Here is a 22,469-nt window from a genome sequence, read left to right on the forward strand (position 1 = left end):
CGGGGTGTCTCGGGTCCGGCTCGGGCAGCCACACCTCGACCCCGGAGGAGCGGCGGGTGAGGACCCGTCGGCGGCGTGACCCCTGCGTCCGCCCCTGCCGCCTGCCTCCCATGAGGCCCGGACCCTAGCCGTACCGGCTGGTAGATGCCGAATCCCGCGGCAGAGGGCGGTATCTCGGGGTGATCGCGTGGGCGCGCGGCCACAGCCCGTAGTCTGTGCGCCGTGACCTCCGCTCCTCTTCGTGCCCCCGGTGGGTTCCCCGTCGTCGGGATCATCGGCGGCGGCCAGCTCGCCCGGATGTCGGCGCCGCCCGCCGTCGGCCTGGCCGTCACCCTGTCCGTCCTCGCCGAGTCCGACACCGCCGCCGCGGCCCTCGTCGTGCCGAGCTCCCCGGTGGGCGACCACACGAGCGTCGACGACGTGGTGGCCTTCGCGCGGCGGTGCGACGTGGTGACCTTCGACCACGAGCACGTGCCCTCGGAGGTGATCCGGGCCGTGCAGGCCGCCGGGGTGACCGTGGAGCCGCGGCCCGCGGCTCTCGTCCACGCCCAGGACAAGCTCGTGATGCGCCGCCGGCTCACCGACCTCGGTATCCCCTGCCCGCGCTGGGCGCAGGTGCGGACCCGGGACGAGCTCGAGGCCTTCGGCGCCGAGGTGGGATGGCCGGTGGTGCTCAAGACCCCGCGAGGCGGCTACGACGGCAAGGGCGTCCGCCTGGTCGCGTCGGCCGACGAGGCCCAGGACTGGCTGGACGCGGCCGCCGAGCAGGTCGCGGCGGGCGAGGGCGGCCTGTCCGACGGGCTCCTCGCCGAGCAGGCCGTCCACTTCACCCGTGAGCTCGCCGTGCTCGTCGCCCGCTCCCGGTCCGGTCAGGCCGCGGTGTGGCCCGTCGTGGAGACGGTGCAGGTCGACGGCATCTGCACCGAGGTCCTCGCTCCCGCACCCGACCTGGACGACACGCTGTCCTCCCTCGTCGCCGAGGCGGCGCTGCGGATCGCGGGGGAGCTCGACGTCACGGGGGTGATGGCGGTCGAGCTGTTCGAGACGCGGGAGGTCGGGGCGGACGGAGCGCAGCGACCGGCATACGTCGTCAACGAGCTGGCCATGCGCCCCCACAACTCCGGTCACTGGACCATCGACGGGTCGGTCACCAGCCAGTTCGAGCAGCACCTGCGCGCGGTGCTCGACCTGCCGCTCGGGTCGACCCGCTCCCGGGCGCGCTGGACGGTGATGGGCAATGTCCTCGGCGGCGACCATCCCGAGCTCTACCGCACCTACCTGCACCTGATGGCGCGCGACCCCGAGATGAAGTTCCACCTCTACGGCAAGGACGTGCGACCGGGACGCAAGATCGGGCACGTCGACGTGTCCGGCGACGACCTGGACGACCTGCGCGAGCGTGCGCGGCATGCCTGCGACTACCTGCAAGGAGTGGTGACCGAATGACCGAATCCCCCCGCCCCGTGGTCGGGCTCGTGATGGGCTCCGACTCGGACTGGCCCACGATGGAGCGTGCGGCGCAGGCGCTGGACGAGCTGGGCATCGGCTACGAGGCCGACGTCGTGTCGGCGCACCGGATGCCCACGGAGATGATCCGGTACGGCGAGACCGCCGCCGAGCGGGGCCTGCAGGTGATCGTCGCGGGCGCCGGCGGGGCCGCCCACCTGCCCGGGATGCTGGCCGCGGTCACGCCGTTGCCCGTGATCGGGGTCCCGGTGCCGCTGAAGCACCTGGACGGGATGGACTCGCTGCTGTCGATCGTGCAGATGCCGGCAGGGGTGCCGGTCGCCACCGTGTCCATCGGCGGCGCCCGCAACGCCGGCCTGCTGGCCGCGCGGATCATCGGCGCCGGCACCGACGACGAGGCCCGGCGGGTGCGCGCGGCGATGGTCGCCTTCCAGGCCGACCTGCGCGACCAGGCCCGCGCCAAGGGCGAGAGGCTGCGCTCCCGACGCGCCTGAGAGGGCGTCCGAGACCGAGCCGGGGACGCCGGCGGGGGTGGTGCACCCTGCCTCGGTGCACCACCCCCGCCGTGTCCGGTGGCTCCTGCGTCTCGCCCCGGGTGGGGGAGGCGGGCCGCGAGCTCGGGGTCAGGGCGCCCAGCGGAAGGCCGAGCCGCCCGTCGCGATCTGCTGCGTGCTGTAGGGATAGGCCAGCTGCCCGTCCCCGGTGAACAGCACGTCCTGCATGTTGCCTGCCGAGTCGACCATCACCAGGCTGGTGCCGTAGCCGGAGTAGCGCTCCGCGCCGACGATCTGGGAGAACGACGCGAAGGACGACGTGGTGTTGGTGGTGGACGCGCCGTAGTTGCGGGACGCGTCGCCGGGCCCGAAGTAGCTCACCAGCCGCCCGGTGCTCGCGACCCGGCCCAGCAGGTCGGCCTTGTTGTCGTAGTTGGCGTCCCCGACGCCCACGATCGCGTTGAGCCCGGACCAGCCGGTCCCGATCTGGACCCGGCTGCCGAAGAGCACGTTGGGGACGTGGGTGCGCCCGGAGCCGCGGTAGAGCCACAGGGCGCCGGCGGAGTCGCGCGCCACGAGGTCGGCGTGGGTGTCCCGGTCCCAGTCGCCGACCGAGACGATGGTGTAGCCCGTCCAGCCCTTGCCGACCTGGACCTTGCCGCGCACCGTGCCGGCGCCGCTGCCCGGGTAGAGGAAGAGGTTGCCGTAGGCGTCGCGGCCGAGGATGTCGCCGATCCCGTCGTCGGTGAGGTCGCCGGGGGTCAGGACGAGGTTGAAGACGTTCCACCCCACGCCGATCTGGGTGCGGGTGCGCAGCGGGGCGCTGTCCACGCGGGTGTTGGCGTAGAGCCACAGGTTGCCCGACGCGTCCTTGCCGACCAGGTCGTTCGCGCCGTCGCCGTTCAGGTCGGAGGTGCCCTTGCCGGGCGCCATCCGCAGGTCGAAGCTCACGGCCACCGACGCCTGGTCCGCGGCGGTGCCACCCACCGCGGTGATGTCGGGGAAGGCGCTGCTGCCGACGAGCCGGTAGACGCCCGTGGTCTCGTCGCCCGAGGAGGGGGTCGTGTCGGGGTCGAGGTCCATCCGGAAGTAGACCGCCGAGCCGTCCCGGGTGACGCGGGGGTTGCTCAGGGAGGCACCGGCGCCCGCGGAGTAGCGGGTGGACACCGTGCCCGTCGCGGTGGTGGTGGTGCGGGTCCGCAGCCCGCGCGCGGTGCCGGTGTCGAACGCGAAGACGATCTGACCGGTCCGGGTGACGGTGGGGTCGTAGCCCCCGGCGGTGCCCGACAGGGCCGTGACGGCCCCGGAGGTCACGTCGATCGTGACCAGGCCGCCCGTGGGGGTGAGCACGTCGGCGGCGACGAGGGTGGCGCTGTCACGGTCCCACGTGGCTGCGCCGTACGCCTTGGACAGGGTGCGGACGGTGCCGGTGGCGTTGTCGCGGATCTGGATGTCGCGGGGGACGTAGCGCCCGGCGGTGTCCGGGGCGTAGCGCACCCACGACAACCAGCGGCCGTCGGGGGAGAAGCTCGGCTCGAGGTTGACCGGGGCGGCGGCGTCGGCGGCGGCCCCGCGCAGCAGGCTGGGGGTGCCGCGTCCGTCGGCCCGCTGCAGGACCAGGTCGGCGCCGGTGCGCGAGCCGTCGGTCCAGCGGCTGTAGGCGAGCCACTGCCCGTCGGGGCTGAAGGCGGGGGTGACGGTGTCCGGCAGGCTGGAGGAGGGCTCCAGCGGCATCGCGAGGGAGCTGTCGTTCTGCAGCTGCAGGCTCGCGGTGGCGGTGGTGGCGGACGCGAAGTCGGGGACACCGGGGCCGGCGTCGGGGAACATGCTCAGCCCAGTCACGGGCTCGCCTGCGGCGTCGGCCATCTCGCAGGTCAAGGCGGTGCCGTTGACGGTGGTGGTGATCCGGTACGACGCGGGGCCTGCGGGCGACTGGGTGCCGTCGAGGATCGCGCCGGCGGTCGCGGGGACGGTCCCGACCGTCTGCCAGGTGGTCGAGCCCTCGCGCAGCCGAGAGACCGTGGCGGTGCCCGAGACCACGGGGGCGCCGGACGCGTCGGTGGTGCTCCACAGGATCCAGGTGCGGTCGCGCAGCTGGTCGGCCTGCAGCCCGAGGGGGGCGCAGCCGGCGGGGACGCCCTGGGTGGTGCCGACGCTGCTCGGCCGGCCCTTGGCGGTGGTGGCGGCGCGACGTGCGGCGCCGGCCACCCGCGGGGCGGTGTCGCGGGTGCGGGCGTCCAGCGCGGCGCGGGCGCCGGCCGCCGGGCGGGCGGTGCGGGGCGTCGTGAGGTCGGCGGTGGCGATCGCGAGCCGGTCGGGGCCCTTGCCCGCCGCCTGGGCAGGGCTGCCGACAGCGGCAAGACCCAGCGTGACGGCCACGGCGCCGATGGCGAGGGGAGCGACCCGTCCCGGGCGGGGCGTGGGGTGTGCGGGCATAGCGGGACTCCTGACAGTAGTCACTGTGTGTATAAGTAAAACTACTTCAAGCAACTGCCAGGAGGGTGGAAACCCCTCCATCTCGCCCATCCGTCACCGAATCGACCACCCCCCGGGTCGCCCGCCGCCACCGGACCAGCCCCGGCAGTGGGGGCCGCGGCCACCCGGCCGCGCCGGCCAGCACGAGGGCGAGGCAACCGGTCCCGGGCATGACGAAGCGGCCCCGACCACGTGACGCCGTGGTCGGGGCCGCTTCGCCCGCAGCCGGCCGGGGACTCGACCCGGAGGTGAGCCCGGGGCCGCCGCGGTCAGGCCGGCAGCACGACACCCGCCCGCAGCAGCGTGCGGCTGGTCTCCAGGCCCAGCTCGCCCGCGGGCACCGGCCCGCCGGCCACCAGGGCGTCCACGGCCTCGCGACGGGCGGCGGGCACCCGCTGGGTCCCACGACGACTGGTCAGCATCAGCTGCGCGTCGTCGGCAGGCACCGGCTCGACGGCCACCGACAGGTGCGGTCGCAGCCGGACCATGCTGGCCTCGTGCAGGTCCAGGCCGGCCTGCACCTGCGCGATCGGGGAGAGGGGCGCCAGCCGACGGCTGCGCTCGTCGCGGCGGGCGAGCGCCCGACTGATGGCGGCGTCGTCGAGCTCCTCGACCGCGCGGACCAGCGCGGCCCGGGCGTCGGCGAATCCCGAGGTGTCCGAGGTGATGTCGACCCCGACCGGCAGCGAGCGCCGCACGACCACGTCGGCCGCGGCGCGCTCGAGGGCGAGCTCGGTGATCACCTCGGCAGCGGCATACGGCGTCCAGGTGTGGACCCCGATGGTGACGTGCGAGGAGATCTCGCCGAAGGTCGAGGCGGCGTGGATCGTGCCCCGCGGCAGGTAGAGCACGTCGCCCGGCTCCAGGGTCACGTCCAGCGTGGGCTCGCGCCGCGCCCTGTCCTCGACCGCGCCGCGCCGAGCGGCCCAGGGGTGGTGGCGCAGCGGCGCCTCCAGGACCGGCTCGTGCAGGACCCAGCGCTTGCGGCCCGAGGTCTGCAGCACGAAGACGTCGTGGACGTCGTAGTGGTCGGCGAAGCCCTGGCTCTGCGGCGGAGTGATGTAGGCGTTGACCTGCACCGGGTGCCCGAGGTCGACGGCGAGCTGCTGGGCCAGGTGCAGCAACGGCGGCCAGGTGCGGTGCAAGCCCTGGGCGACGATGGTCGCGCCGTTCGCGAACTCCTCGTGCAGCAGGTCGTCGGACACCTGGTCGGTGACGCTCGCCCCGACCCCGCCGGCGGTGGTGAAGAGCGAGTCGGACAGCGGCGACCCGTCCTTGGCCAGGCGCAGGAAGGGCGCTCGCAGCCCGCGCCGGGCCACGAGCTCGTCCACCGCGTCCGGGCCGAACACGTCGGCGAAGTCCTCGCCGCTCTCCCCGTGGGTGCGCAGGAAGGGACGTCGGCCCCACACCTCGCGGGCGAAGACCTGCACGTCACCGACCAGCCGGCTCAGCGCCGGCCGGTCACCCGCGGCGCTCACGCGCCGGGCTCGACGGTGGGACCCTGCCCGTCCGCCTGGTCCTCGGGCAGGTCGGCACCGCTCAGCTCGGGGTCGTCCTGGTCGACGGGGGCCTGGTCGTCGTCGGCCTCGCCGGAGCCGCGGGCCGGGCCCCCGGCGTCCTCGGTCGGCGTCCCGGCGGCCGGATCCAGGCCCTGGGCCTGCGCCGCGGCCTGCTCCTGGGAGAGATGCCCCTGCTGCTCCTGGTCGAACACCCGGTCCGTGTCGGTGGCGGTCGGGTCGTCCGAGCGGGTCGGATCGGTCATGGCGGGGCCTCCTGCGTCTCGTGCGTGACCGGGCCGGACCGACCCGGTATGGCGCAGACATACCGAGGACCGCTGTCCGTCATACCTGCTCGCGTGCCACGTCACCCGCCCGCGACACGGAGCCGCGCGGTCGGCGGGTCGCACCCCCACCGGTAGGCTCCGAGCGTGCCAGCCAAGATCCCCGCAGACCTGTTCCGGACCACCGAGGAGCACGAGGAGCTCCGGGCGATGCTGCGCCAGGTGGTCGCCGAGAAGATCGCCCCGGCCGCGGCCCAGGTGGACGAGGAGGGGATCTTCCCGCAGGCCGCCTACGACGCGCTGCGCCAGGTCGACCTGCACGCACCGCACGTGGCGCCGGAGTACGACGGAGTGGGCCTGGACGCCCTCGGCACCTGCATCGTCATCGAGGAGGTCGCCCGGGGCTGTGCCTCCTCCTCGCTCATCCCCGCGGTCAACAAGCTCGGCTCGCTGCCGCTGGTCCTCGCCGGCTCCGAGGAGGTCAGGGCGCGCTACCTGCCGCCGCTGGCCCGCGGCGAGGCGATGTTCTCCTACGGCCTGTCCGAGCGGGAGGCCGGCTCGGACACCGCCGGGATGCGCACCCGCGCCCGCCGCGACGGCGACGACTGGGTCCTGCACGGCACCAAGGCGTGGATCACCAACGCCGGTGTCTCCGAGTACTACACGGTCCTCGCGGTCACCGACCCCGACGGCCGCCGCGGCGCGAACGTCACGGCCTTCGTCGTCGAGAAGGGCGACGAGGGCGTCGGCTTCTCCGAGCCGGAGCGCAAGCTCGGCGTCAAGGGCTCGCCCACCCGCGAGCTGCACCTGGACGACGTGCGTGTCGGTGACGACCGGCGTGTCGGCAAGGTCGGCGAGGGCCTCAAGATCGCCCTGCGCACCCTGGACCACACCCGCATCACCATCGGCGCCCAGGCCGTCGGCATCGCCCAGGGCGCCCTCGACTGCGCGCTGGCCTATGTCAAGGAGCGCAGGCAGTTCGGCAAGGCCATCGGGGAGTTCCAAGGTCTGCAGTTCATGCTGGCGGACATGGCGATGGAGCTCGAGGCGGCCCGACAGCTGGTGTACGTCGCGGCGGCGCGGTCCGAGCGCGGCGACGCCGACCTGACCTTCTTCGGCGCGGCCGCCAAGTGCTTCGCCGGCGACGTGGCGATGAAGGTCACGACCGACGCGGTGCAGGCCCTCGGCGGGGCCGGCTACACCAAGGACTTCCCCGTGGAGCGGATGATGCGCGACGCCAAGATCACCCAGATCTACGAAGGCACCAACCAGATCCAGCGCCTGGTCATGGCCAGGCAGATCCTCGAGGGCTGAGTCATGGACCTCTCGACGCGTGTGGTGGCGGTGGTCGTCACCTGGAACCGCAAGGCCCTGCTCACCGAGACCCTCGACGCGCTCGCCGCCCAGACCCATCCGCCGACGCGGGTCGTGGTGGTGGACAACGCCTCCGACGACGGCACCGGCGAGCTGCTGGCCGCCCGGGCCGCGGGTGACCCGACGCTGGACGTCACCACGGCCCGGCACAACGCGGGCGGTGCGGGCGGCTTCGCGCTCGGCCTGCGCCGGGGCCTGGAGCTCGGCTGCGACGCGCTGTGGGTGATGGACGACGACACCGTCCCCACCCCCACGGCCCTCGCCGAGCTCGTCCGCGCCCGCGAGGAGCACCCGCTCGGCATCCCCGCGATCGTGGCCAGCCGGGTGGTGTGGACCGACGGGCGCGACCACCCGATGAACACGCCCCGCCGCTCACCCTTCGCGAGCCCCGCCGAGTCCGCCGCGGCCGCCGAGATCGGCTGCCTGCCGGTCCGGTCCGCGAGCTTCGTGTCGTTGCTGTGCGACGCCGCGGTCGTGCGCGAGCGCGGGCTGCCGGTGGCGGACTACTTCCTGTGGAACGACGACTTCGAGTACTCCACGCGCCTGGTCCGCGGCGGGCACGGGATCGCCTGCCCCACCTCGGTCGTCGTCCACAAGACGAAGACCTTCGGCGCCACCGACGCCGACCCGGGGCCGCGGTTCTACTGGGAGGTGCGCAACAAGGTCTGGATGTGGACCCGGTCGCGCTCGCTGACGCCGTGGGAGAAGGCGGTGTACGGCGGGTCCTCCCTGGTGCGCTGGGGGCGCACGCTCGCCCGGTCCACGGACCGGCGGGTGCTGCTGGACGGTCTGGGCCGGGGGCTGTGGGACGGGGTGCGGCGCGGGCCGCGCCCGACCGAGGAGCTGTTGTCCGCGGCGGTGGCTCCGGCGGCCCCGTCGCAGGAGGAGGATCAGGAGTGAACCAGCCCGAGGCGCACGGCTTCAGCGTGCTGATGTGCGTCTACCGCGCCGACGACCCGAGGCATCTCGCCGAGGCCTTCGACTCGGTGACGGTGGAGCAGACCCGACGGCCGGCCCAGGTGGTGCTGGTGCAGGACGGCCCGGTGCCGCCACCGCTGGAGGCCGCCATCGACGAGCTGGTCGCCCGGTCGGTCGTCCCGGTCGAGCTGGTGCGGCTGCCCGTCAACCGCGGGCTCGGCGTCGCTCTCACCGAGGGTATGGCGCGCTGCGCGCACGACGTCGTGGCCCGGATGGATGCCGACGACATCTCGCTGCCCACCCGCTTCGCGGTGCAGGTGCCGATCGTCGAGGGCGGGGTGGACTGCGTGGGCTCGGGGATGCTGGAGATCGGCACCGGTCGCGACGACGTGGTCGGCACCCGGGTGCCCCCGCTGTCCGAGGAGCGGATCGTCGCGTCCTCGCGGATGGCGCAGCCCTTCAACCACCCGACGGTCGTCTACCGCCGGCGCGCGGTCGAGGCGGCGGGTGGCTACTCCGACTTCAAGCAGATGGAGGACTACCTGCTCTTCGCCCGGATGATCCAGGGCGGGGCGCGGGTGGCCAACGTCGCCGAGCCGCTGCTGTGCTACCGCGTGGGGGAGGGGGCCTACGCCCGCCGGGGCGGCTGGTCGATGCTGCGCACCGAGCTGGCGCTGCAGCGGCGCTTCCTGCGGATGGGTTTCACCACGCCCGCGCAGTGCGTCCGCAACGTGCTGGTGCGCGGGGTCTACCGGATCGTCCCCGAGGGCATCCGGCGGGTCGCCTACCGCGCGGTGCTCGCGCAGCGCGGTGACCGCTGAGGCCCTGCCCCGGCATACCTCCTGCCGACACGACGGAGCCGCACCTGCCCCGAGGGGTGGTGCGGCTCCGTCGTCACGCGGACCGGGCGGGGGTCAGCGCACCGCCTCGTCGTTCTTGATCGCGGCGAAGAACGCCCGGGCCTTCTCGCTGTCCCACTTCACGGCGTCGCCCGCGGAGGTGTGGTAGCCGGGGTCGGAGATGGGCACGACCAGGGACAGGGTGTCGCCGGTCGAGGCCCCGCGCAGGGCCTGCATCACCTTGGTCAGGTCGCCGACACCGGTGCCCTCGCCGACCTTGACCCCGCCGGCCGCCGCGTGGCTGAAGCCCCAGTAGCGCCAGGGCAGCAGCACCGTGGCCGGGCTGACGGCCTTGTGCATGATCGCGCCGAGGAACTGCCGCTGGCGCTTGGCCCGCCCCAGGTCACCCTCGGGATCGGTGTAGCGGGACCGGACGAAGCCCAGGGCCTGCGCGCCGTCCAGCGTCTGCGGCCCCTTCTGGAGGTTGATCCCGGCCTTCTCGTCGTTCATGACGAAGGGCACGTCGATGTCCACGCCGCCGAGGGAGTCCACGACCTTGGCGAAGCCGCCGAAGCCGATCTCGACGTACCCGTCGACACGGATGCCGGTCACGCCCTCGACCGTCGCCACCAGGAGCTTGGGACCGCCGAGCGCGAAGGCGGCGTTGATCTTGTTCTTGCGGTGCCCGGGGATGGGGACGTAGGAGTCGCGGGGGAGCGACACCATCGCGGACTTCTGCCCGGTCTCCGAGACGTGCACCAGGATGATCGAGTCGGTGCGCTGACCCTCGGCGTCACCGGTGGACAGGGCCTTCTCCTCCTCGGCCGTCATCCCCTGGCGCGAGTCCGACCCCACGAGCAGGTAGTTGTAGCCCTTGACCCGGGACGGCCGCTCACCCGCCGGCGTGACGTCGACGTTCGACACCGTGCTCCAGGCGTGGAGCGGGGTGACGACCAGGAAGGCGAGCCAGGCGACCAGCACCAGGGCCGCCAGCGCCAGGACCGGGGGACGGCGTCGACGGCGCGGCGGCCGCGGCACCGCCGAGGCCCCGCGCCCCGCCGGGCCACCCGGACGACCCCTCGGGGGACGACCCGGGCCACCCGGCTGACCGGGTCGCGCGGGCGGCCGCGGCCGGGCCGGAGCCGCGGGCTCCGCCGGGTCCGAAGGCATCAGACGCGTCCCGTCCGGACCGGCCTCGCCGGGCCGACCCGCCGGGGAGCCCGGGCGGGGGTATGCCGAGGAGGCCTCCCCGCGGTCGTCCAGCTCCGGCTCGCGATCCGGCCGCTCCTGGCGGGGTCCGCCCGTCCGGCGGGCGGACCCACCCAGCGGGTTGCGGGGAGCGCTCACCCGGCGGCGGCTGCGGCGGGTGTCGATGACGTAGGACTCCGTCTCGTCCTCGGCGGGGCGCCCGGGGCGGCGTGGCTCGTGGTCGTCAGCGTGCGTCATGAGCAGTCGGGGCCTCGTGGTCGGGGTCGTTGTCGTCCTGAGGACGCATCACCGTAGCCGCCGTGGCCGCGGGCGTGCTGGAGGGGATCGCGCCGTGTCGGTCCTCGGCGACGGCCCGGCCGCCGCCGGCCACCTCCGGGTGCCGGCGGGTGGCCTCGTCCAGCGCCACCCGCCGGGCGAGCCGGGTGAAGCGCACGTCGAACTCGCGGAACCTCAGCTGGGTGCTCACGACGTACGCGAGGAAGGCCACCACCAACGAGTAGAGCAGCAGGTCGGTGCCTCGGCCGACGCCCACGAAACGGGCGACCCGGGTCCACACGCCCGGCACCAGGATGGACCACACCGCGAAGGCGCCGAAGGCCATCATCCCGAGCCGGCGGATGGCCTGGGTGCGGGCGCCGCGCGCGGTGGTCAGTCGGAAGACGACCGCCACGACGGCGGCGATCAGCGCGAGCTGGATCAGCGACCTCACTTGAACATCAGCTCCACGAGGATGTTGACGGAGTTCCACAGCGACTGGCCCTTGGCCAGGGAGTAGTCGGTGTAGAGGATGTGGACCGGCTCCTCGGCATACCGCGCCGGACGACCGTCCAGCCGCATCGCCCCGATCTGCGCGACGATCTCCGAGGCGTGGGCCATGCGGTTCTGGGTGAGGTCGATGCGCTCCACGACGGGGCGCGACAGGACCCGCAGGCCGTTGTGGGCGTCGGTGAGGCGGGTGCCCGTGCTGAGGTTGGTGTAGGCCACGGCCGCGCGCAGGACCAGGCGCTTCAGCGCGCTCGGACGGGTGCGCTCGTCCAGGAACCGGCTGCCGAAGACCACGTCCAGGTCGTCGCGGCGGATCCGGTCGAGCATCTGCAGGACGTCGTCGACCTGGTGCTGGCCGTCGGCGTCGAAGGTCACGACGTAGCGCATCCCCGGATCGGTCACGGCGAACTCGAAGCCGGTCTGCAGGGCCGCGCCCTGGCCCATGTTGATCGGGTGCTGGACCAGCCGGGCACCGGCGGCCAGGGCCCGGCGGGCCGAGTCGTCCTTGGACCCGTCGTCCACGCAGACCACGTTGGGGAAGGTGCGGCGGGCGTGGGACACCACGTCACCGATGACCGCCGCCTCGTTGTACAGCGGCACGACCAGCCACACGTCCTCGTTCACGACGCACACCCTACGGTGTGCTCGCCCGGGTGCGGCGCAGGCGCCGCGGGCCCGCGGCTCGCCCCGCCCCGGACACGCCTCCCCGCGCCGCATGAGCGTTCGTGGGCGTGAAGTAGGGTGAGGCGAAACTCAGCCGGAACGCACCATTGGGAGCACCGCGTGAACCATGACCTCGTCGTCGTCGGGGCCGGACTCTTCGGCCTGACCGTGGCCCAGCAGGTGGCCGAGAGGTTCGACAAGAAGGTTCTGATACTCGACCGTCGTTCGCACGTCGGCGGAAACGCTTACAGCGAGATCGACCCTGATACCGGGATCGAGGTGCACAAGTACGGCGCTCACCTGTTCCACACCTCCAACGAGCGGGTGTGGGACTACGTCAACCGGTTCACCTCGTTCACGGGCTACCAGCACCGGGTCTACACCTGCCACCGCGGCGAGGTCTTCCCGATGCCCATCAACCTCGGCACGATCAACCAGTTCTTCCGCGCGGCCTACGGCCCGGACGAGGCGCGAGCCCTGATCCGCGAGCAGGCCGCCGAGCTCGGCGACAAGACGCCGGAGAACTTCGTGGAGAAGGGCGTGTCGCTGATCGGCCGCCCGCTCTACGAGGCCTTCATCGCGCACTACACCGCCAAGCAGTGGCAGACCGACCCGGAGAAGCTGTCGGCGGACATCATCAGCCGCCTGCCCGTGCGGTTCACGTACGACAACCGCTACTTCAACGACCGCTTCGAGGGTCTGCCCGCGCAGGGCTACGCGGCCTGGCTCGAGCGGATGGCCGACCACAAGAACATCGAGGTCCGCCTGGACACCGACTTCTTCGACAGCAGCCACGAGCTCTCCCGCGACGCGGTGGCGGGCAACGTGCCGGTCGTGTACACCGGCCCCGTCGACCGCTACTTCGACTACCAGGAGGGGCGCCTCGGGTGGCGCACCATCGACCTGGAGGAGGAGCGCCTGGACGTGGGTGACTTCCAGGGCTGCCCGGTGATGAACTACCCCGACGCGGACGTGCCCTTCACCCGGATCCTGGAGTTCCGCCACTTCCACCCGGAGCGGGAGATGGCTCGGGACAAGACGATCATCCACCGCGAGTACTCCCGCTTCGCCACCGGCGACGACGAGCCGTACTACCCGGTCAACACGCCCGAGGACCGCGAGCAGCTGCTGCGCTACCGCGACCTGGCCAAGGCCCAGCGCGGGGTGCTCTTCGGCGGACGTCTGGGCACCTACAAGTACTTCGACATGCACATGGCCATCGGAGCAGCGCTCAGCATGGTCGACAACAAGCTCGCCCCCCACTTCGAGCGGGGCGAGGAGCTCGTCAGCGGAGGAGTCGACGCATGAGCACCACCACCGACCTGGGCGCGCACGCCGTCCCGAACGAGGAGACCGGCTGGGCGACCGTGGCCCGCGTGGTCATGCCCCTGGCCTCCGACGAGGACACGCTGCCGCTCTACCTCGACTTCGGACGAGCCGCGGTCAGCGCCGCCGAGTCGGCCGGCCTGACCGAGGCGCAGGCCGCCATGGCCGAGGCGACCGCCGTGTCGACCAGCAACGCCGTGGGCGACACCCTGCGCGGCGAGCAGATCCTGTCGCGCCGCAGCGTGCGGATGCCCGCCGGCCTGCGCACCTCCTTCGCGACCTACTTCAACGCCTTCCCGGCGAGCTACTGGCGGGCCTGGACCGTCGTGGACCAGGTGCGGCTGCGCGTGCGCACCAGCGGCGAGGGCTCGGTCCTCGTCTACCGCTCCAACGCCACGGGTCGCGCCCAGCGCGTGGCGACCCGCACGGTGTCCGGCCAGGACGAGCAGACGACCTTCGAGCTGGACCTCAAGACCTTCGGTGACGGCGGGTGGTACTGGTTCGACCTGGTCGCGGGCGAGTCCGGCCTGGTCCTGGAGGAGGCCGACTGGCAGGTGGCGGGCACCCCGCCGCGCCCGGGCACCCTGAGCATCGGCATCACGACCTTCAACCGGGCGGACTACTGCGCCAAGACGATCCAGGCGCTGTCCGAGGCCGAGGAGCTGCGCCGGCGGATCGACATGGTGTATGTCGTGGACCAGGGCAGCCAGCTCGTCGAGGACGAGCCCACCTGGCCCGCCGCGGCGGCCGCGCTCGGTGACCAGCTGCGCCTCATCCGCCAGGGCAACCTCGGCGGCTCCGGCGGCTTCTCGCGCGGGATGTACGAGTCGGTCAAGGCCGGTCGCAGCGACTACCACATGGTCCTCGACGACGACGTCAACATCGAGCCCGAGGGCATCCTGCGGGCGCTGGACTTCGCCGGCTACTGCCGGGTGCCCACGATCGTCGGCGGCCACATGTTCGACCTGCACAACCGCTCGGTGCTGCACGCCTTCGGCGAGGAGGTCAACCGCTGGCGCTTCCTGTGGGGCTCGCTGCCGGGCCTGAAGGAGCGGCACGACCTGTCCCGCTCCAACCTGCGCGCCACCGCCTTCATGCACCGCCGCGCGGACGTCGACTACAACGGCTGGTGGATGTGCCTCATCCCCACCCAGGTCATCCGGGAGATCGGGCTGTCCCTGCCCATCTTCATCAAGTGGGACGACGCGGAGTACGGCCTGCGCGCCCGCGAGGCGGGCTACCCGACGGTGTCCTTCCCGGGTGCCGCGGTGTGGCACGTGTCCTGGATCGACAAGGACGACGCCGTCGACTGGCAGGCGTACTACCACGAGCGCAACCGCCTGCTCGTCGGTCTGCTGCACTCGCCCTACGACCACGGTGGCCGCCTGGTCCGCGAGCTCTTCTTCAACGACGTGAAGCACACGATCTCCTCGCAGTACTACCCGCAGTCGCTGCGGGTGAAGGCCATGAAGGACATCCTCAGCGGCCCGGACCACCTGCACCGGTCCATCGAGGGCACGATGCCCCAGCTGCGCGCCATGGCCAAGGAGTTCGACGACTCGCGCTACTCTGCGGACCCCGACGCCTACCCGCTGGTCGACCGGAGCAAGCCGGCTCGCAAGGGACGCCTGCCCCAGCAGCCCAACGCCCGCACCGTCGCACCGTTCGCGCTCAAGACCGCAGCCCGTCACCTGCTGCCCACCAGCGCGAAGTCGCAGGAGCGCCCGCAGGCCTCGATCCCGCACTACCAGAGCAAGTTCTGGATCCTGTCGCAGTACGACTCGGCGCTCGTGTCCAAGGCCGACGGCACCGGGGCCGCGTGGTACAAGCGCGATCCCCAGACCTTCAAGGCCCTGATGGCCGAGAGCTCGATGCTGCGCGCCCGGCTGTACAGCGAGTGGAAGCAGCTGCGCGAGCAGTATCGAGCCCGCGCGGCCCAGCTGACGTCGATGGAGGCCTGGGCCAAGACCTTCGGCATCGACCAGGAGAGTGCCTCCGAGGGCACCGCGTCGACCACGTCCGAGGGTGCCCCGGCGGTCGCTCAGGAGGGCTCCGACCAGGAGTCCCTGGACCGGACCGATCCCGGCTACCGCGCGCGTCACGGCGCGGCGCCCGGCGAGGACGAGGCGGCGCACGGCGGGGACCAGCAGGAGCGATGAGCCCGGCCTCCACCGCGCTCGCGGACGCGCCTCTGGTCGCCCCCGGGCGCTCGAACGGGCTGCTCGACATACCTCGGTGGCGGTTCCTGCTCTCCTTGCTCGTCCGCAAGGAGATGCGGGTCCGCTACCGCGGGTCCGTGCTCGGGCTGCTGTGGTCCTACGTCAAGCCGGCCGTGCAGATCTTCGTGTTCTGGCTCGCCCTCGGGAAGTTCCTGCGCCTCGAGGCCGCGATCCACAACTACGTGATCTACATGTTCAGCGGCGTGGTGATGGTCAACTTCTTCAACGAGATCTTCGGCAACACCACCCGCTCGATCGTGCGTAATGCCGACCTCGTCAAGAAGATCTACCTGCCGCGCGAGCTCTTCCCGGTGGCGAGCGTGTGGGTGGCCTTCATCCACTTCGTGCCCCAGCTGGTCGTGCTGCTCGTCGGCGCGCTCTTCGTGGGGTGGCGGCCCGGTCCGCTGCACCTGCTCGCCGCAGCCGGCTCGATCCTGATCACCGGGCTCCTCGCCCTGGGTCTGGGGCTGCTCTTCGGCGCCGTCAACGTGCTCTTCCGGGACGCGGAGAACTTCGTCGACCTCATCGTGATGATGGCCACCTGGCTGTCGCCGGTGCTCTACACCTGGCAGAAGGTCCACGACGCGCTGCCGGCGTGGCTGTGGGCGCTGTACCAGGTCAATCCGCTCACCGCCGCGGTCGAGCTGATCCACTACGCCTTCTGGATCCCCACCCGCGGCGTCACCGCCGACATGCCGCCGAGCTGGCCCTGGTGGAGCCTCCTCGGCCTCGCCCTGTCCGGCCTGGTCGTGGGGCTGGGTCAGATGGTCTTCCGGCGGCTCGAAGGCCGCTTCGCCCAGGAGCTCTAGATGGCCGACCACCTCACCGTCATCGACGTCGACCACGTCGACAAGCGCTTCACCCTGCGCCACTCCCACTCCCTCAAGGAGTGGGCGATGTGGACCGTGCGCGGCCGCAAGGGCGAGCTGTCGGAGACCTTCCTCGCCCTCGACGACCTGTCCCTGCAGGTCGCGCAGGGGGAGTCCGTCGGGCTCCTCGGCTTCAACGGGTCGGGCAAGTCCACGCTGCTCAAGCTGCTGTCCGGCGTGATGCTGCCAGACCGCGGCAGCGTCGGGATCCGGGGCCGGATCGCCGGGCTCATCGAGGTCGGCGCCGGCTTCCACCCGGACCTGACCGGTCGGGAGAACGTCTACCTCAACGGCTCCATCCTCGGTATGTCGGAAGCCACCATCGACGAGCGCTTCGACGAGATCGTCGCGTTCAGCGAGATCGAGAAGTTCATCGACACCGAGGTGAAGTTCTACTCCTCGGGCATGTTCCTGCGCCTGGCCTTCGCCGTCGCGGCGCACTCCGAGCCGGACATCTTCCTCATCGACGAGATCCTCGCCGTGGGTGACGAGCCCTTCCAGCGCAAGTGCCTGGACCGGGTGGCGGCGCTCAAGGAGATGGGCCAGACCCTCGTCGTCGTGACCCACGACCTGGAGATGGTGCAGCGGGTCTGCGACCGCGGCGTCGTCCTCGAGCGGGGGCGTCTGGTCCACGACGGCCCGATCGGCGAGGCCGTGGCCCACCTGCGCGGAGAGGGCTGAGATGTCCTGGGTCGCCGTCTGGCCCGCCCTGCTGCTCGCCGCCGTCCTGGTGACGGTGCCCGGACTGGTCGTCGGCGCCGCTCTCGGGCTGCGCCGGGAGCCCCTGCTCGGCGCGGCACCGCTGCTGTCCCTGGCCGCCATCGGCTGGGCCATCCCGCTGGCAGCGAGCCTGCACCTGAGCTGGACCTGGATCGCCGTCGCGGTCGGCACCCTCGTCGTCGCCGTCGTCGCCGGCGCCCTGTGGCTCGCGGCACGCACCTGGGCGCCGCGGCTGCTGCAACTGCCGCCGGAGGCGGTGGAGCGTCGCAGCCTGGTGGACCTGGCGGTGTTCGGGGTCACCGCGGCGCTGGGCGCGACCTGGCTCGCGGCCGTCGCGATCCACACCATCGGCCAGGTCGAGTCGGTGCAGCAGAGCTACGACGGGGTCTTCCACATCAACGCCGTGGAGCGGGTGGGGAGCCTCGGCTCGGCCAGCCCCGCCACCGTCGCGGCGACGGCCAACACGACCGGGCGGCCCGGTTTCTACCCGCCGCTGTTCCACGCGATCGCGGGCCTGCTGGTCCGGCATACCGGGGTGGACGCGGTGGTCGCCGCCAACGTCCTCGCGGTGGTCATCGGGGCCCTGTGCTGGATCCCCTCGGTGGCGCTGCTCGCCCACGTGGTCCTGGCCCGGCATCGCTACGGCATCCTCGCCTCGGTCGTCGCCGCCTGCTCGATCCCGCTCTTCCCGGCGCTGCTGATGAAGTGGGGCGTCCTGTGGCCCAACATGCTGGGCATCGCCGTGCTCCCCGCGGTCCTCGCGCTCGTGGTCATCTCGCTGGCCCAGGCGGCGACGCCGACCATCCCGATCGCCACGGCCGTCGTCGCCGGGTTCCTGAGCGCCAGCGGGCTCTACTACGCCCACCCGGGAAGCGTCTTCGCGGCGTTCGCGCTCGCCGTGCCGGTGCTCGCCGCCGCGGTCGCCCGGGGCCTGTCCCGGCTGTGGCGGACCCGGCGGCTGGGGCCGCTGTGGGTGCTGCTGATCGTGCTCGCCGTCGTGCTGGTGGTGCCGCCCCTGTGGGCCCGGGTCCTGCAGATCCCGGCGCTCAAGAGCACGATGTCCTTCGACTGGCCGGCCGGGATGACCCTGGCCCAGGCCTTCGGCAACGCGCTCGCCCTGGGGTCGCCCGGCTCGCCGTCGTCCTGGGTGATGGGAGCGTTGGCCGTGCTCGGCGCGGTGCGCGCCTGCCAGCAGCGTCACACCCTGTGGGTGCCGCTGGCCCACGGGGTGGTCGTCTACCTCTACATGCTGGCCGCGGGCACCGACGAGCCGATCTCCAAGGACCTCACGAGCTTCTGGTACAACGACCAGTACCGCATCGTCGCGCTGCTGCCGATCACCGCCGCGCCCCTCGTCGGGCTGGGCCTGGTCTGGTGCCGCGACAAGCTGCTGGGTGCCCTGGACGCGTGGTACTCCGAGCGGCCCCACCGGGCCGGCCGGCACCTGCAGGTGATGCCCGGTCGCTCGGTGGTGTGGCAGTGGGGGGCCGGGATCGGCGTCCTCGCCGCCGTCGTCTGGGCGCTGCCCGGCGGCCTGGCCCTGGACGACGTCGCCGAGACGATCCGCAAGGGCTACTACCCCGAGAAGGAGAACACCACCCTCGTGGACCGGGACGAGGCCGTGCTCTACCAGCAGACCCTGCGCCCGGGGGTCGCCGACGGCGAACGGGTCGTCGGCAATCCCTGGAACGGCGCCGCGCTCGCCGGCCCCTTGAGCGGCCGCGAGTCCGTCATCCCGCACCTGACGACCTCGCTCGACGCGGACCGCAAGCTGGTCGCCGCGCGGTTCAAGGAGCTCGCCACGGACCGGGAGGTATGCCGGGCGGTCAAGCGCCTCAAGATCGGCTACGCCACGGAGGACACGAGGTTGTTCTGGTCCGACGACCAGCTCCGCCGCCCGTGGAAGTATCTTGGTCTCAACAGCCTGACCAACCGCCCCGGCCTGACGCCGATCGGGCACGAGGGCACCGTGACGGTCTACCGCGTGGGCCCCTGCCGGTCCTGAGGCGACCCGCGCAGGCGGACCTGCCGCTCTGGCTCGCGCAGCCGAACCCCGCCGGCCCGAGGAGGTCGGCGGGGTTCGGCGTCGGTGCTGACGGGGTCAGGCCAGCCAGACGGCGCCCGTGGCCCGGTCGGCCTTGATCAGACCGCCGGCGAACTGCTGCTGCCAGCCTCCGGGGATGGTCTGCATCGCCGCGGTGGGGGCGCCGAGGGAGCCCCACATGCCGCCACGCTTGAGCCAGTAGCCGCGGATCGCGCCGCCGGTGTAGGACCGCAGGCCGGACCGGTTGGACGTGACGGTGATGCCCCGGCTGAAGTGGACGTACCACCCGTTGGCGGTCGAGACCTCGTCGGTGGTGGGGTAGCCCGCCCAGGTCCACCCGCCCAGGCCCATCCACGTCGTGTTGATGCCGGGGCCGATGATCTTGACGCCGGCGGGCGTGGAGTAGAAGAACCGGCCCGAGGTGAAGGCCGTGCGCTGCATCCCGGACACGAGGCTCTCGCCGACGTTGACGTAGCCGTACTTCGCGGCCCCGCCGCCGGCGACGTAGCGCTTGTAGATCGGGGAGTTGTAGCCCGATCCGGTCCACCCGGCCAGAGCGGCGGCACCGGTGCGCAGCTCGCCGAGGCGCGGGTAGAGGTAGCGCCCCGGGCACGCGGTGTAGCTCGACTCGCGGTGCCCGGCGATGTTGTTGGCGTAGTAGGCCGCTCCCTTGGGGAAGCGCGACGTGGTGCCGTTGTACTCGGAGTACATCGTCGTCTTGCCGTAGGGGTTGATGTAGAACTGCGACAGCCGCATGGCGATGCCCTGCTTCAGGGCCCACATGCCGGCCGAGGGGACCGACGCGACGTCGTAGTTGCCGAGGATGGAGATGCCGAAGGTCCGGGTGTTGAAGGAGTCGGCGTGGGCGCCCTTGACCGGGCGGTTGAGGCCGCCGTAGCGCCCTTCGAACTTCTGGCCGTACTTGTCGACGACCATGTTGTAGGCCACGTCGCACCAGCCCAGGGAGTTCGTGTCGTAGGCGTAGATGCCCCGCAGGATCGAGGCGCTCTGGGCGGCGGTGTAGCCGTTGGTGCCGGCCGTGTGGTGGACCACGACGACCTGGGTGGTGGGGTTGATCGTCGGGACGCAGCCCTTGCGCAGCGACTCGTTGGCACCCCACCCGGCGCGGGAGATGTAGCCCGGCGCGTAGGCCGCGCTCGCGGCGCCCGGCGTGGCCTGCGGCGTCAGCTGGGCGTCGGCCGCGGTGGTGGGGGAGGTGATCGCCGCCAGGGACGCCGTCCGCAGCAGGGCCTTGGCCTCGGGGGCCACCCGGATCTGGACCCGGGTGGCGCCGTCGACCCACAGCGGGTCCGTGCCGTACTTGCGGACGGTGCCGGTGCGCTGGTCCCGCACGGCGTCGACGGTCAGCTCCTGCCAGTCCTGCCAACCCTGGTCGTTCTTGGCGCGCACGGCGACCGTGGCCCGGGGGGCGACGGTCGTGGAGGCGGGCCAGGTGATGCCCACCAGGTCACCGGTGGCCGCGAGGTCCACCACGGTGTCGTCGGCCTGTCCGGCCTCCAGGGCCGGGTCCAGCGCCACCTTGCCGGCGGGCATCACGACCTTGCCGTCCTTGTCGCGCGGGAGGGTCGCCTGGTCGATGACCTTGGTCTGCGGGCCGGCGGCGGCGACCGAGGTCTGCGGGGCGCCGTTCAGCGGGTGGGTGGTGGTCCCGGGCGTGACCGGGGTGTTGCGGGCGGGGACCGCGGCGGGCACGGAGGCCGGGCCGGTGATGCTGGGCAGGGCGACGAAGCCGAAGCTCAGCCCCATGGCGGCGGTCAGCAGTCCAGAGCCCTTGATCAGGGTGGCGCGGGTGCCGGTCATGTCATCTCCTCCTTGGGGGACGGGTGAGGTCAGGCCGAGATCGGCAGGAAGTAGGTGGAGCGCAGGGCGGAGCTGCCGACGAGGGACCGGAAGCGGTCTCCGGTGAGGTCGACGTAGCCCTTGGTGCCGGTGAGGCGCAGCGTGAGGACGCGGCCGCCCCAGTAGCCCTTGCCGTCCCGGGTGAGGACGGTCAGGGTGCGCAGGGTGCCGATGGCCGGGTAGGCCTGCTCGAGACGGGTGACCGGGATCGAGGTGGTCCAGGTGTTGGTGGTGGGGGCGAGGCCGGTCTCGAAGGCGTCCGACGTGCCGGGCAGGTAGCTCTTGAGCCCGTAGACCCGCTGGCCGCCGTTGGACGAGCCGAACTCGGTCAGGGCGGGGACTCCGGCGGACGTGAGGATGGTCCCGGCGCTCGTGGCGACCGCGGCGCGGCTGTTCGCGGTCTCGGCGGTGATGCCGCCGAAGACCTGGCAGGCCTGGGTGTCGCAGATGTCGTACGTCGCGGCCCACGGGCGGCGCAGGGCGGCGGCCGCGTAGGAACGGGCGGCGACGGTCTGGGCGGCCAGCGCGGCGACCGGCCAGCTGCCGGGGCTCTCGAAGGGCACGACCTGGCGGACGTAGTTCTCCATGCTGGTGGTCACCACCGGTGTGATCGTCGTGCCGGTGCGTCGACCGGTGGCCGTGCCGAGGTAGGTCGCCGCGGGCTTGAGCGTGGGGGTGAGCGCGGTCACGGTGCCGTCGGCGGGTCGGATCGTCCACAGCCCGGCGTTCGTGGAGCGCAGCGCGTAGCGCTTGCCGAGGGCGGTGGTGAACCACAGCGTCGCGGTGGTGCTGGTGCCACCGGCGGCGGGGCGGGCGACCTCCCAGGACGTGAGCGGGACGCCCCAGTTGGTGGTGGCGAGCCGGACGACCTGGCCGGCGCCGTCGTCGGCGACCAGGCCGGCCTCGGGGGCCACGCGCAGGGTGCTGCCGACCTTGCCGGCGATGCTCACGCGGACGCTGGGGTTGGCGAGGTAGGCGGCCGTGGTGCCGGGGTAGTAGTGGCTGACGATCTGCTGCCAGGTGCGGCCCTGGCGGGCGGCATTCATCGCGCCGTACTGCGACATGCCCCGGCCGTGGCCGAAGCCTCGCCCGGTGATCTCGATGGTCCCGTCGGCGGGCCGGGTGTAGACCTCGGCAGCCTGGGCGGTGGGAGCGCCGGCGAGGACCGTGGCGGCGCAGGTGGCCGCCGTCAGTCCCGCGCCGAGCGCGCGGTGAGCAATACGCATGAGTGATCTCTCCAACACCCGGGGTGGGGGCGGTCCCGGGTGGCCCTCCCGGTCAGGGGAGGGGTGGGTGGCTGGTACGCCCCGGAGTCATTACTACTTTTAGTGACTGAATGACTACGGAGAGTATCTGATCACACCATGACGTGATGTGGAACCCGTTGATGCCGCGATGCCGCCTTTGGACTAATGACAGGCATGTGACTCGTGAGGTCCAGGGGGTT

18 protein-coding genes are annotated in these 22,469 nt (G+C 72.5%); 10 read left to right on the forward strand and 8 right to left on the reverse strand.

Features of this window, described 5'->3' with window-relative positions:
- Positions 1 to 222 precede the first annotated feature (222 nt).
- On the forward strand, positions 223 to 1,446 hold the full coding sequence (locus MM438_RS04410) for a 5-(carboxyamino)imidazole ribonucleotide synthase (RefSeq protein ID WP_241451319.1): 1,224 nt from the start codon (positions 223 to 225) through the stop codon (positions 1,444 to 1,446).
- Complete coding sequence (purE, locus tag MM438_RS04415) at positions 1,443 to 1,961, forward strand: 5-(carboxyamino)imidazole ribonucleotide mutase (RefSeq protein ID WP_241451320.1); 519 nt, start codon at positions 1,443 to 1,445, stop codon at positions 1,959 to 1,961. Before MM438_RS04410 ends, purE begins: the two co-directional genes overlap by 4 nt.
- A 129-nt stretch (positions 1,962 to 2,090) precedes the next feature.
- On the opposite strand, the gene MM438_RS04420 is transcribed toward purE, so the two are convergent.
- The 3 genes from MM438_RS04420 to MM438_RS04430 form a co-directional block, all read right to left on the reverse strand.
- Positions 2,091 to 4,397, reverse strand: coding sequence for an FG-GAP repeat domain-containing protein (locus tag MM438_RS04420; RefSeq protein WP_241451321.1), 2,307 nt, complete (start codon positions 4,395 to 4,397; stop codon positions 2,091 to 2,093).
- A 308-nt stretch (positions 4,398 to 4,705) separates the two neighbouring features.
- Positions 4,706 to 5,914: a cupin domain-containing protein gene (locus MM438_RS04425; protein ID WP_241451322.1), complete on the reverse strand. Its 1,209-nt coding sequence runs from the start codon at positions 5,912 to 5,914 to the stop codon at positions 4,706 to 4,708.
- Entirely contained in the window at positions 5,911 to 6,198 is a 288-nt protein-coding gene (locus MM438_RS04430; RefSeq protein WP_241451323.1) for a hypothetical protein, read from the reverse strand. The genes MM438_RS04425 and MM438_RS04430 overlap by 4 nt, the downstream gene beginning before the upstream one ends.
- 165 nt (positions 6,199 to 6,363) lie before the next feature.
- Between MM438_RS04430 and MM438_RS04435 the strand changes: the two genes are divergently transcribed.
- The 3 genes from MM438_RS04435 to MM438_RS04445 are packed head-to-tail and all read left to right on the forward strand — an operon-like array spanning position 6,364 to position 9,329.
- Positions 6,364 to 7,530, forward strand: a complete 1,167-nt coding sequence (locus MM438_RS04435) for an acyl-CoA dehydrogenase family protein (protein WP_338155499.1) — start codon at positions 6,364 to 6,366, stop codon at positions 7,528 to 7,530.
- A 3-nt stretch (positions 7,531 to 7,533) separates the two neighbouring features.
- Positions 7,534 to 8,490 (forward strand): glycosyltransferase, encoded by a 957-nt coding sequence (locus MM438_RS04440; protein ID WP_241451324.1) that lies wholly within the window; start codon positions 7,534 to 7,536, stop codon positions 8,488 to 8,490.
- Positions 8,487 to 9,329, forward strand: a complete 843-nt coding sequence (locus MM438_RS04445) for a glycosyltransferase (RefSeq protein WP_241451325.1) — start codon at positions 8,487 to 8,489, stop codon at positions 9,327 to 9,329. Before MM438_RS04440 ends, MM438_RS04445 begins: the two co-directional genes overlap by 4 nt.
- 93 nt (positions 9,330 to 9,422) lie before the next feature.
- Here the strand turns inward: MM438_RS04445 and MM438_RS04450 are convergent, their stop codons facing one another.
- The 3 genes from MM438_RS04450 to MM438_RS04460 are packed head-to-tail and all read right to left on the reverse strand — an operon-like array spanning position 9,423 to position 11,945.
- The gene (locus MM438_RS04450; RefSeq protein WP_241451326.1) at positions 9,423 to 10,793 is read right to left on the reverse strand and encodes an LCP family protein; all 1,371 of its coding nucleotides are present in this window, start codon (positions 10,791 to 10,793) and stop codon (positions 9,423 to 9,425) included.
- Positions 10,780 to 11,265, reverse strand: coding sequence for a DUF2304 domain-containing protein (locus MM438_RS04455; protein ID WP_241451327.1), 486 nt, complete (start codon positions 11,263 to 11,265; stop codon positions 10,780 to 10,782). Before MM438_RS04455 ends, MM438_RS04450 begins: the two co-directional genes overlap by 14 nt.
- Positions 11,262 to 11,945 carry a glycosyltransferase family 2 protein gene (locus MM438_RS04460; RefSeq protein WP_241451328.1) on the reverse strand — a complete coding sequence of 228 codons (684 nt, stop codon included), beginning with the start codon at positions 11,943 to 11,945 and terminating at the stop codon, positions 11,262 to 11,264. The genes MM438_RS04455 and MM438_RS04460 overlap by 4 nt, the downstream gene beginning before the upstream one ends.
- A 117-nt stretch (positions 11,946 to 12,062) precedes the next feature.
- Here MM438_RS04460 and glf point away from each other — a divergent pair, with 117 nt between their 5' ends.
- From glf to MM438_RS04485, 5 genes are read left to right on the forward strand one after another with little or no spacing between them, the layout of a single operon-like run.
- Positions 12,063 to 13,292 (forward strand): UDP-galactopyranose mutase, encoded by a 1,230-nt coding sequence (glf, locus tag MM438_RS04465; protein ID WP_338155500.1) that lies wholly within the window; start codon positions 12,063 to 12,065, stop codon positions 13,290 to 13,292.
- Positions 13,289 to 15,469: a glycosyltransferase gene (locus tag MM438_RS04470; protein WP_241451330.1), complete on the forward strand. Its 2,181-nt coding sequence runs from the start codon at positions 13,289 to 13,291 to the stop codon at positions 15,467 to 15,469. Before glf ends, MM438_RS04470 begins: the two co-directional genes overlap by 4 nt.
- Positions 15,466 to 16,338: an ABC transporter permease gene (locus tag MM438_RS04475; RefSeq protein WP_241451331.1), complete on the forward strand. Its 873-nt coding sequence runs from the start codon at positions 15,466 to 15,468 to the stop codon at positions 16,336 to 16,338. Before MM438_RS04470 ends, MM438_RS04475 begins: the two co-directional genes overlap by 4 nt.
- A complete protein-coding gene (locus MM438_RS04480) occupies positions 16,339 to 17,079 on the forward strand; it encodes an ABC transporter ATP-binding protein (protein WP_241451332.1) in 741 nt (246 codons plus the stop codon).
- Position 17,080: 1 nt separating this feature from the next.
- Positions 17,081 to 19,123, forward strand: coding sequence for a DUF6541 family protein (locus MM438_RS04485; RefSeq protein WP_241451333.1), 2,043 nt, complete (start codon positions 17,081 to 17,083; stop codon positions 19,121 to 19,123).
- Positions 19,124 to 19,219: 96 nt separating this feature from the next.
- Here MM438_RS04485 and MM438_RS04490 read toward each other — a convergent pair whose 3' ends face one another.
- Positions 19,220 to 20,983, reverse strand: coding sequence for an N-acetylmuramoyl-L-alanine amidase (locus MM438_RS04490; protein WP_241451334.1), 1,764 nt, complete (start codon positions 20,981 to 20,983; stop codon positions 19,220 to 19,222).
- Positions 20,984 to 21,012: 29 nt separating this feature from the next.
- On the reverse strand, positions 21,013 to 22,248 hold the full coding sequence (locus MM438_RS04495; protein WP_241451335.1) for a SpoIID/LytB domain-containing protein: 1,236 nt from the start codon (positions 22,246 to 22,248) through the stop codon (positions 21,013 to 21,015).
- Positions 22,249 to 22,469 lie beyond the last annotated feature (221 nt).

This window comes from Arsenicicoccus dermatophilus (assembly GCF_022568795.1).
In the GTDB taxonomy this organism is placed as follows: domain Bacteria; phylum Actinomycetota; class Actinomycetes; order Actinomycetales; family Dermatophilaceae; genus Arsenicicoccus; species Arsenicicoccus dermatophilus.

Coding starts and splice junctions, on each gene's coding strand:
- MM438_RS04480 (WP_241451332.1), top strand. CDS start 16,339: ATGGCCGACCACCTCACCGTCATCGACGTCGACCACGTCGACAAGCGC.
- MM438_RS04490 (WP_241451334.1), bottom strand. CDS start 20,983: ATGACCGGCACCCGCGCCACCCTGATCAAGGGCTCTGGACTGCTGACC.
- MM438_RS04430 (WP_241451323.1), bottom strand. CDS start 6,198: ATGACCGATCCGACCCGCTCGGACGACCCGACCGCCACCGACACGGAC.
- MM438_RS04450 (WP_241451326.1), bottom strand. CDS start 10,793: ATGACGCACGCTGACGACCACGAGCCACGCCGCCCCGGGCGCCCCGCC.
- MM438_RS04440 (WP_241451324.1), top strand. CDS start 7,534: ATGGACCTCTCGACGCGTGTGGTGGCGGTGGTCGTCACCTGGAACCGC.
- MM438_RS04485 (WP_241451333.1), top strand. CDS start 17,081: ATGTCCTGGGTCGCCGTCTGGCCCGCCCTGCTGCTCGCCGCCGTCCTG.
- MM438_RS04475 (WP_241451331.1), top strand. CDS start 15,466: ATGAGCCCGGCCTCCACCGCGCTCGCGGACGCGCCTCTGGTCGCCCCC.
- MM438_RS04495 (WP_241451335.1), bottom strand. CDS start 22,248: ATGCGTATTGCTCACCGCGCGCTCGGCGCGGGACTGACGGCGGCCACC.
- MM438_RS04420 (WP_241451321.1), bottom strand. CDS start 4,397: ATGCCCGCACACCCCACGCCCCGCCCGGGACGGGTCGCTCCCCTCGCC.
- purE (WP_241451320.1), top strand. CDS start 1,443: ATGACCGAATCCCCCCGCCCCGTGGTCGGGCTCGTGATGGGCTCCGAC.
- MM438_RS04470 (WP_241451330.1), top strand. CDS start 13,289: ATGAGCACCACCACCGACCTGGGCGCGCACGCCGTCCCGAACGAGGAG.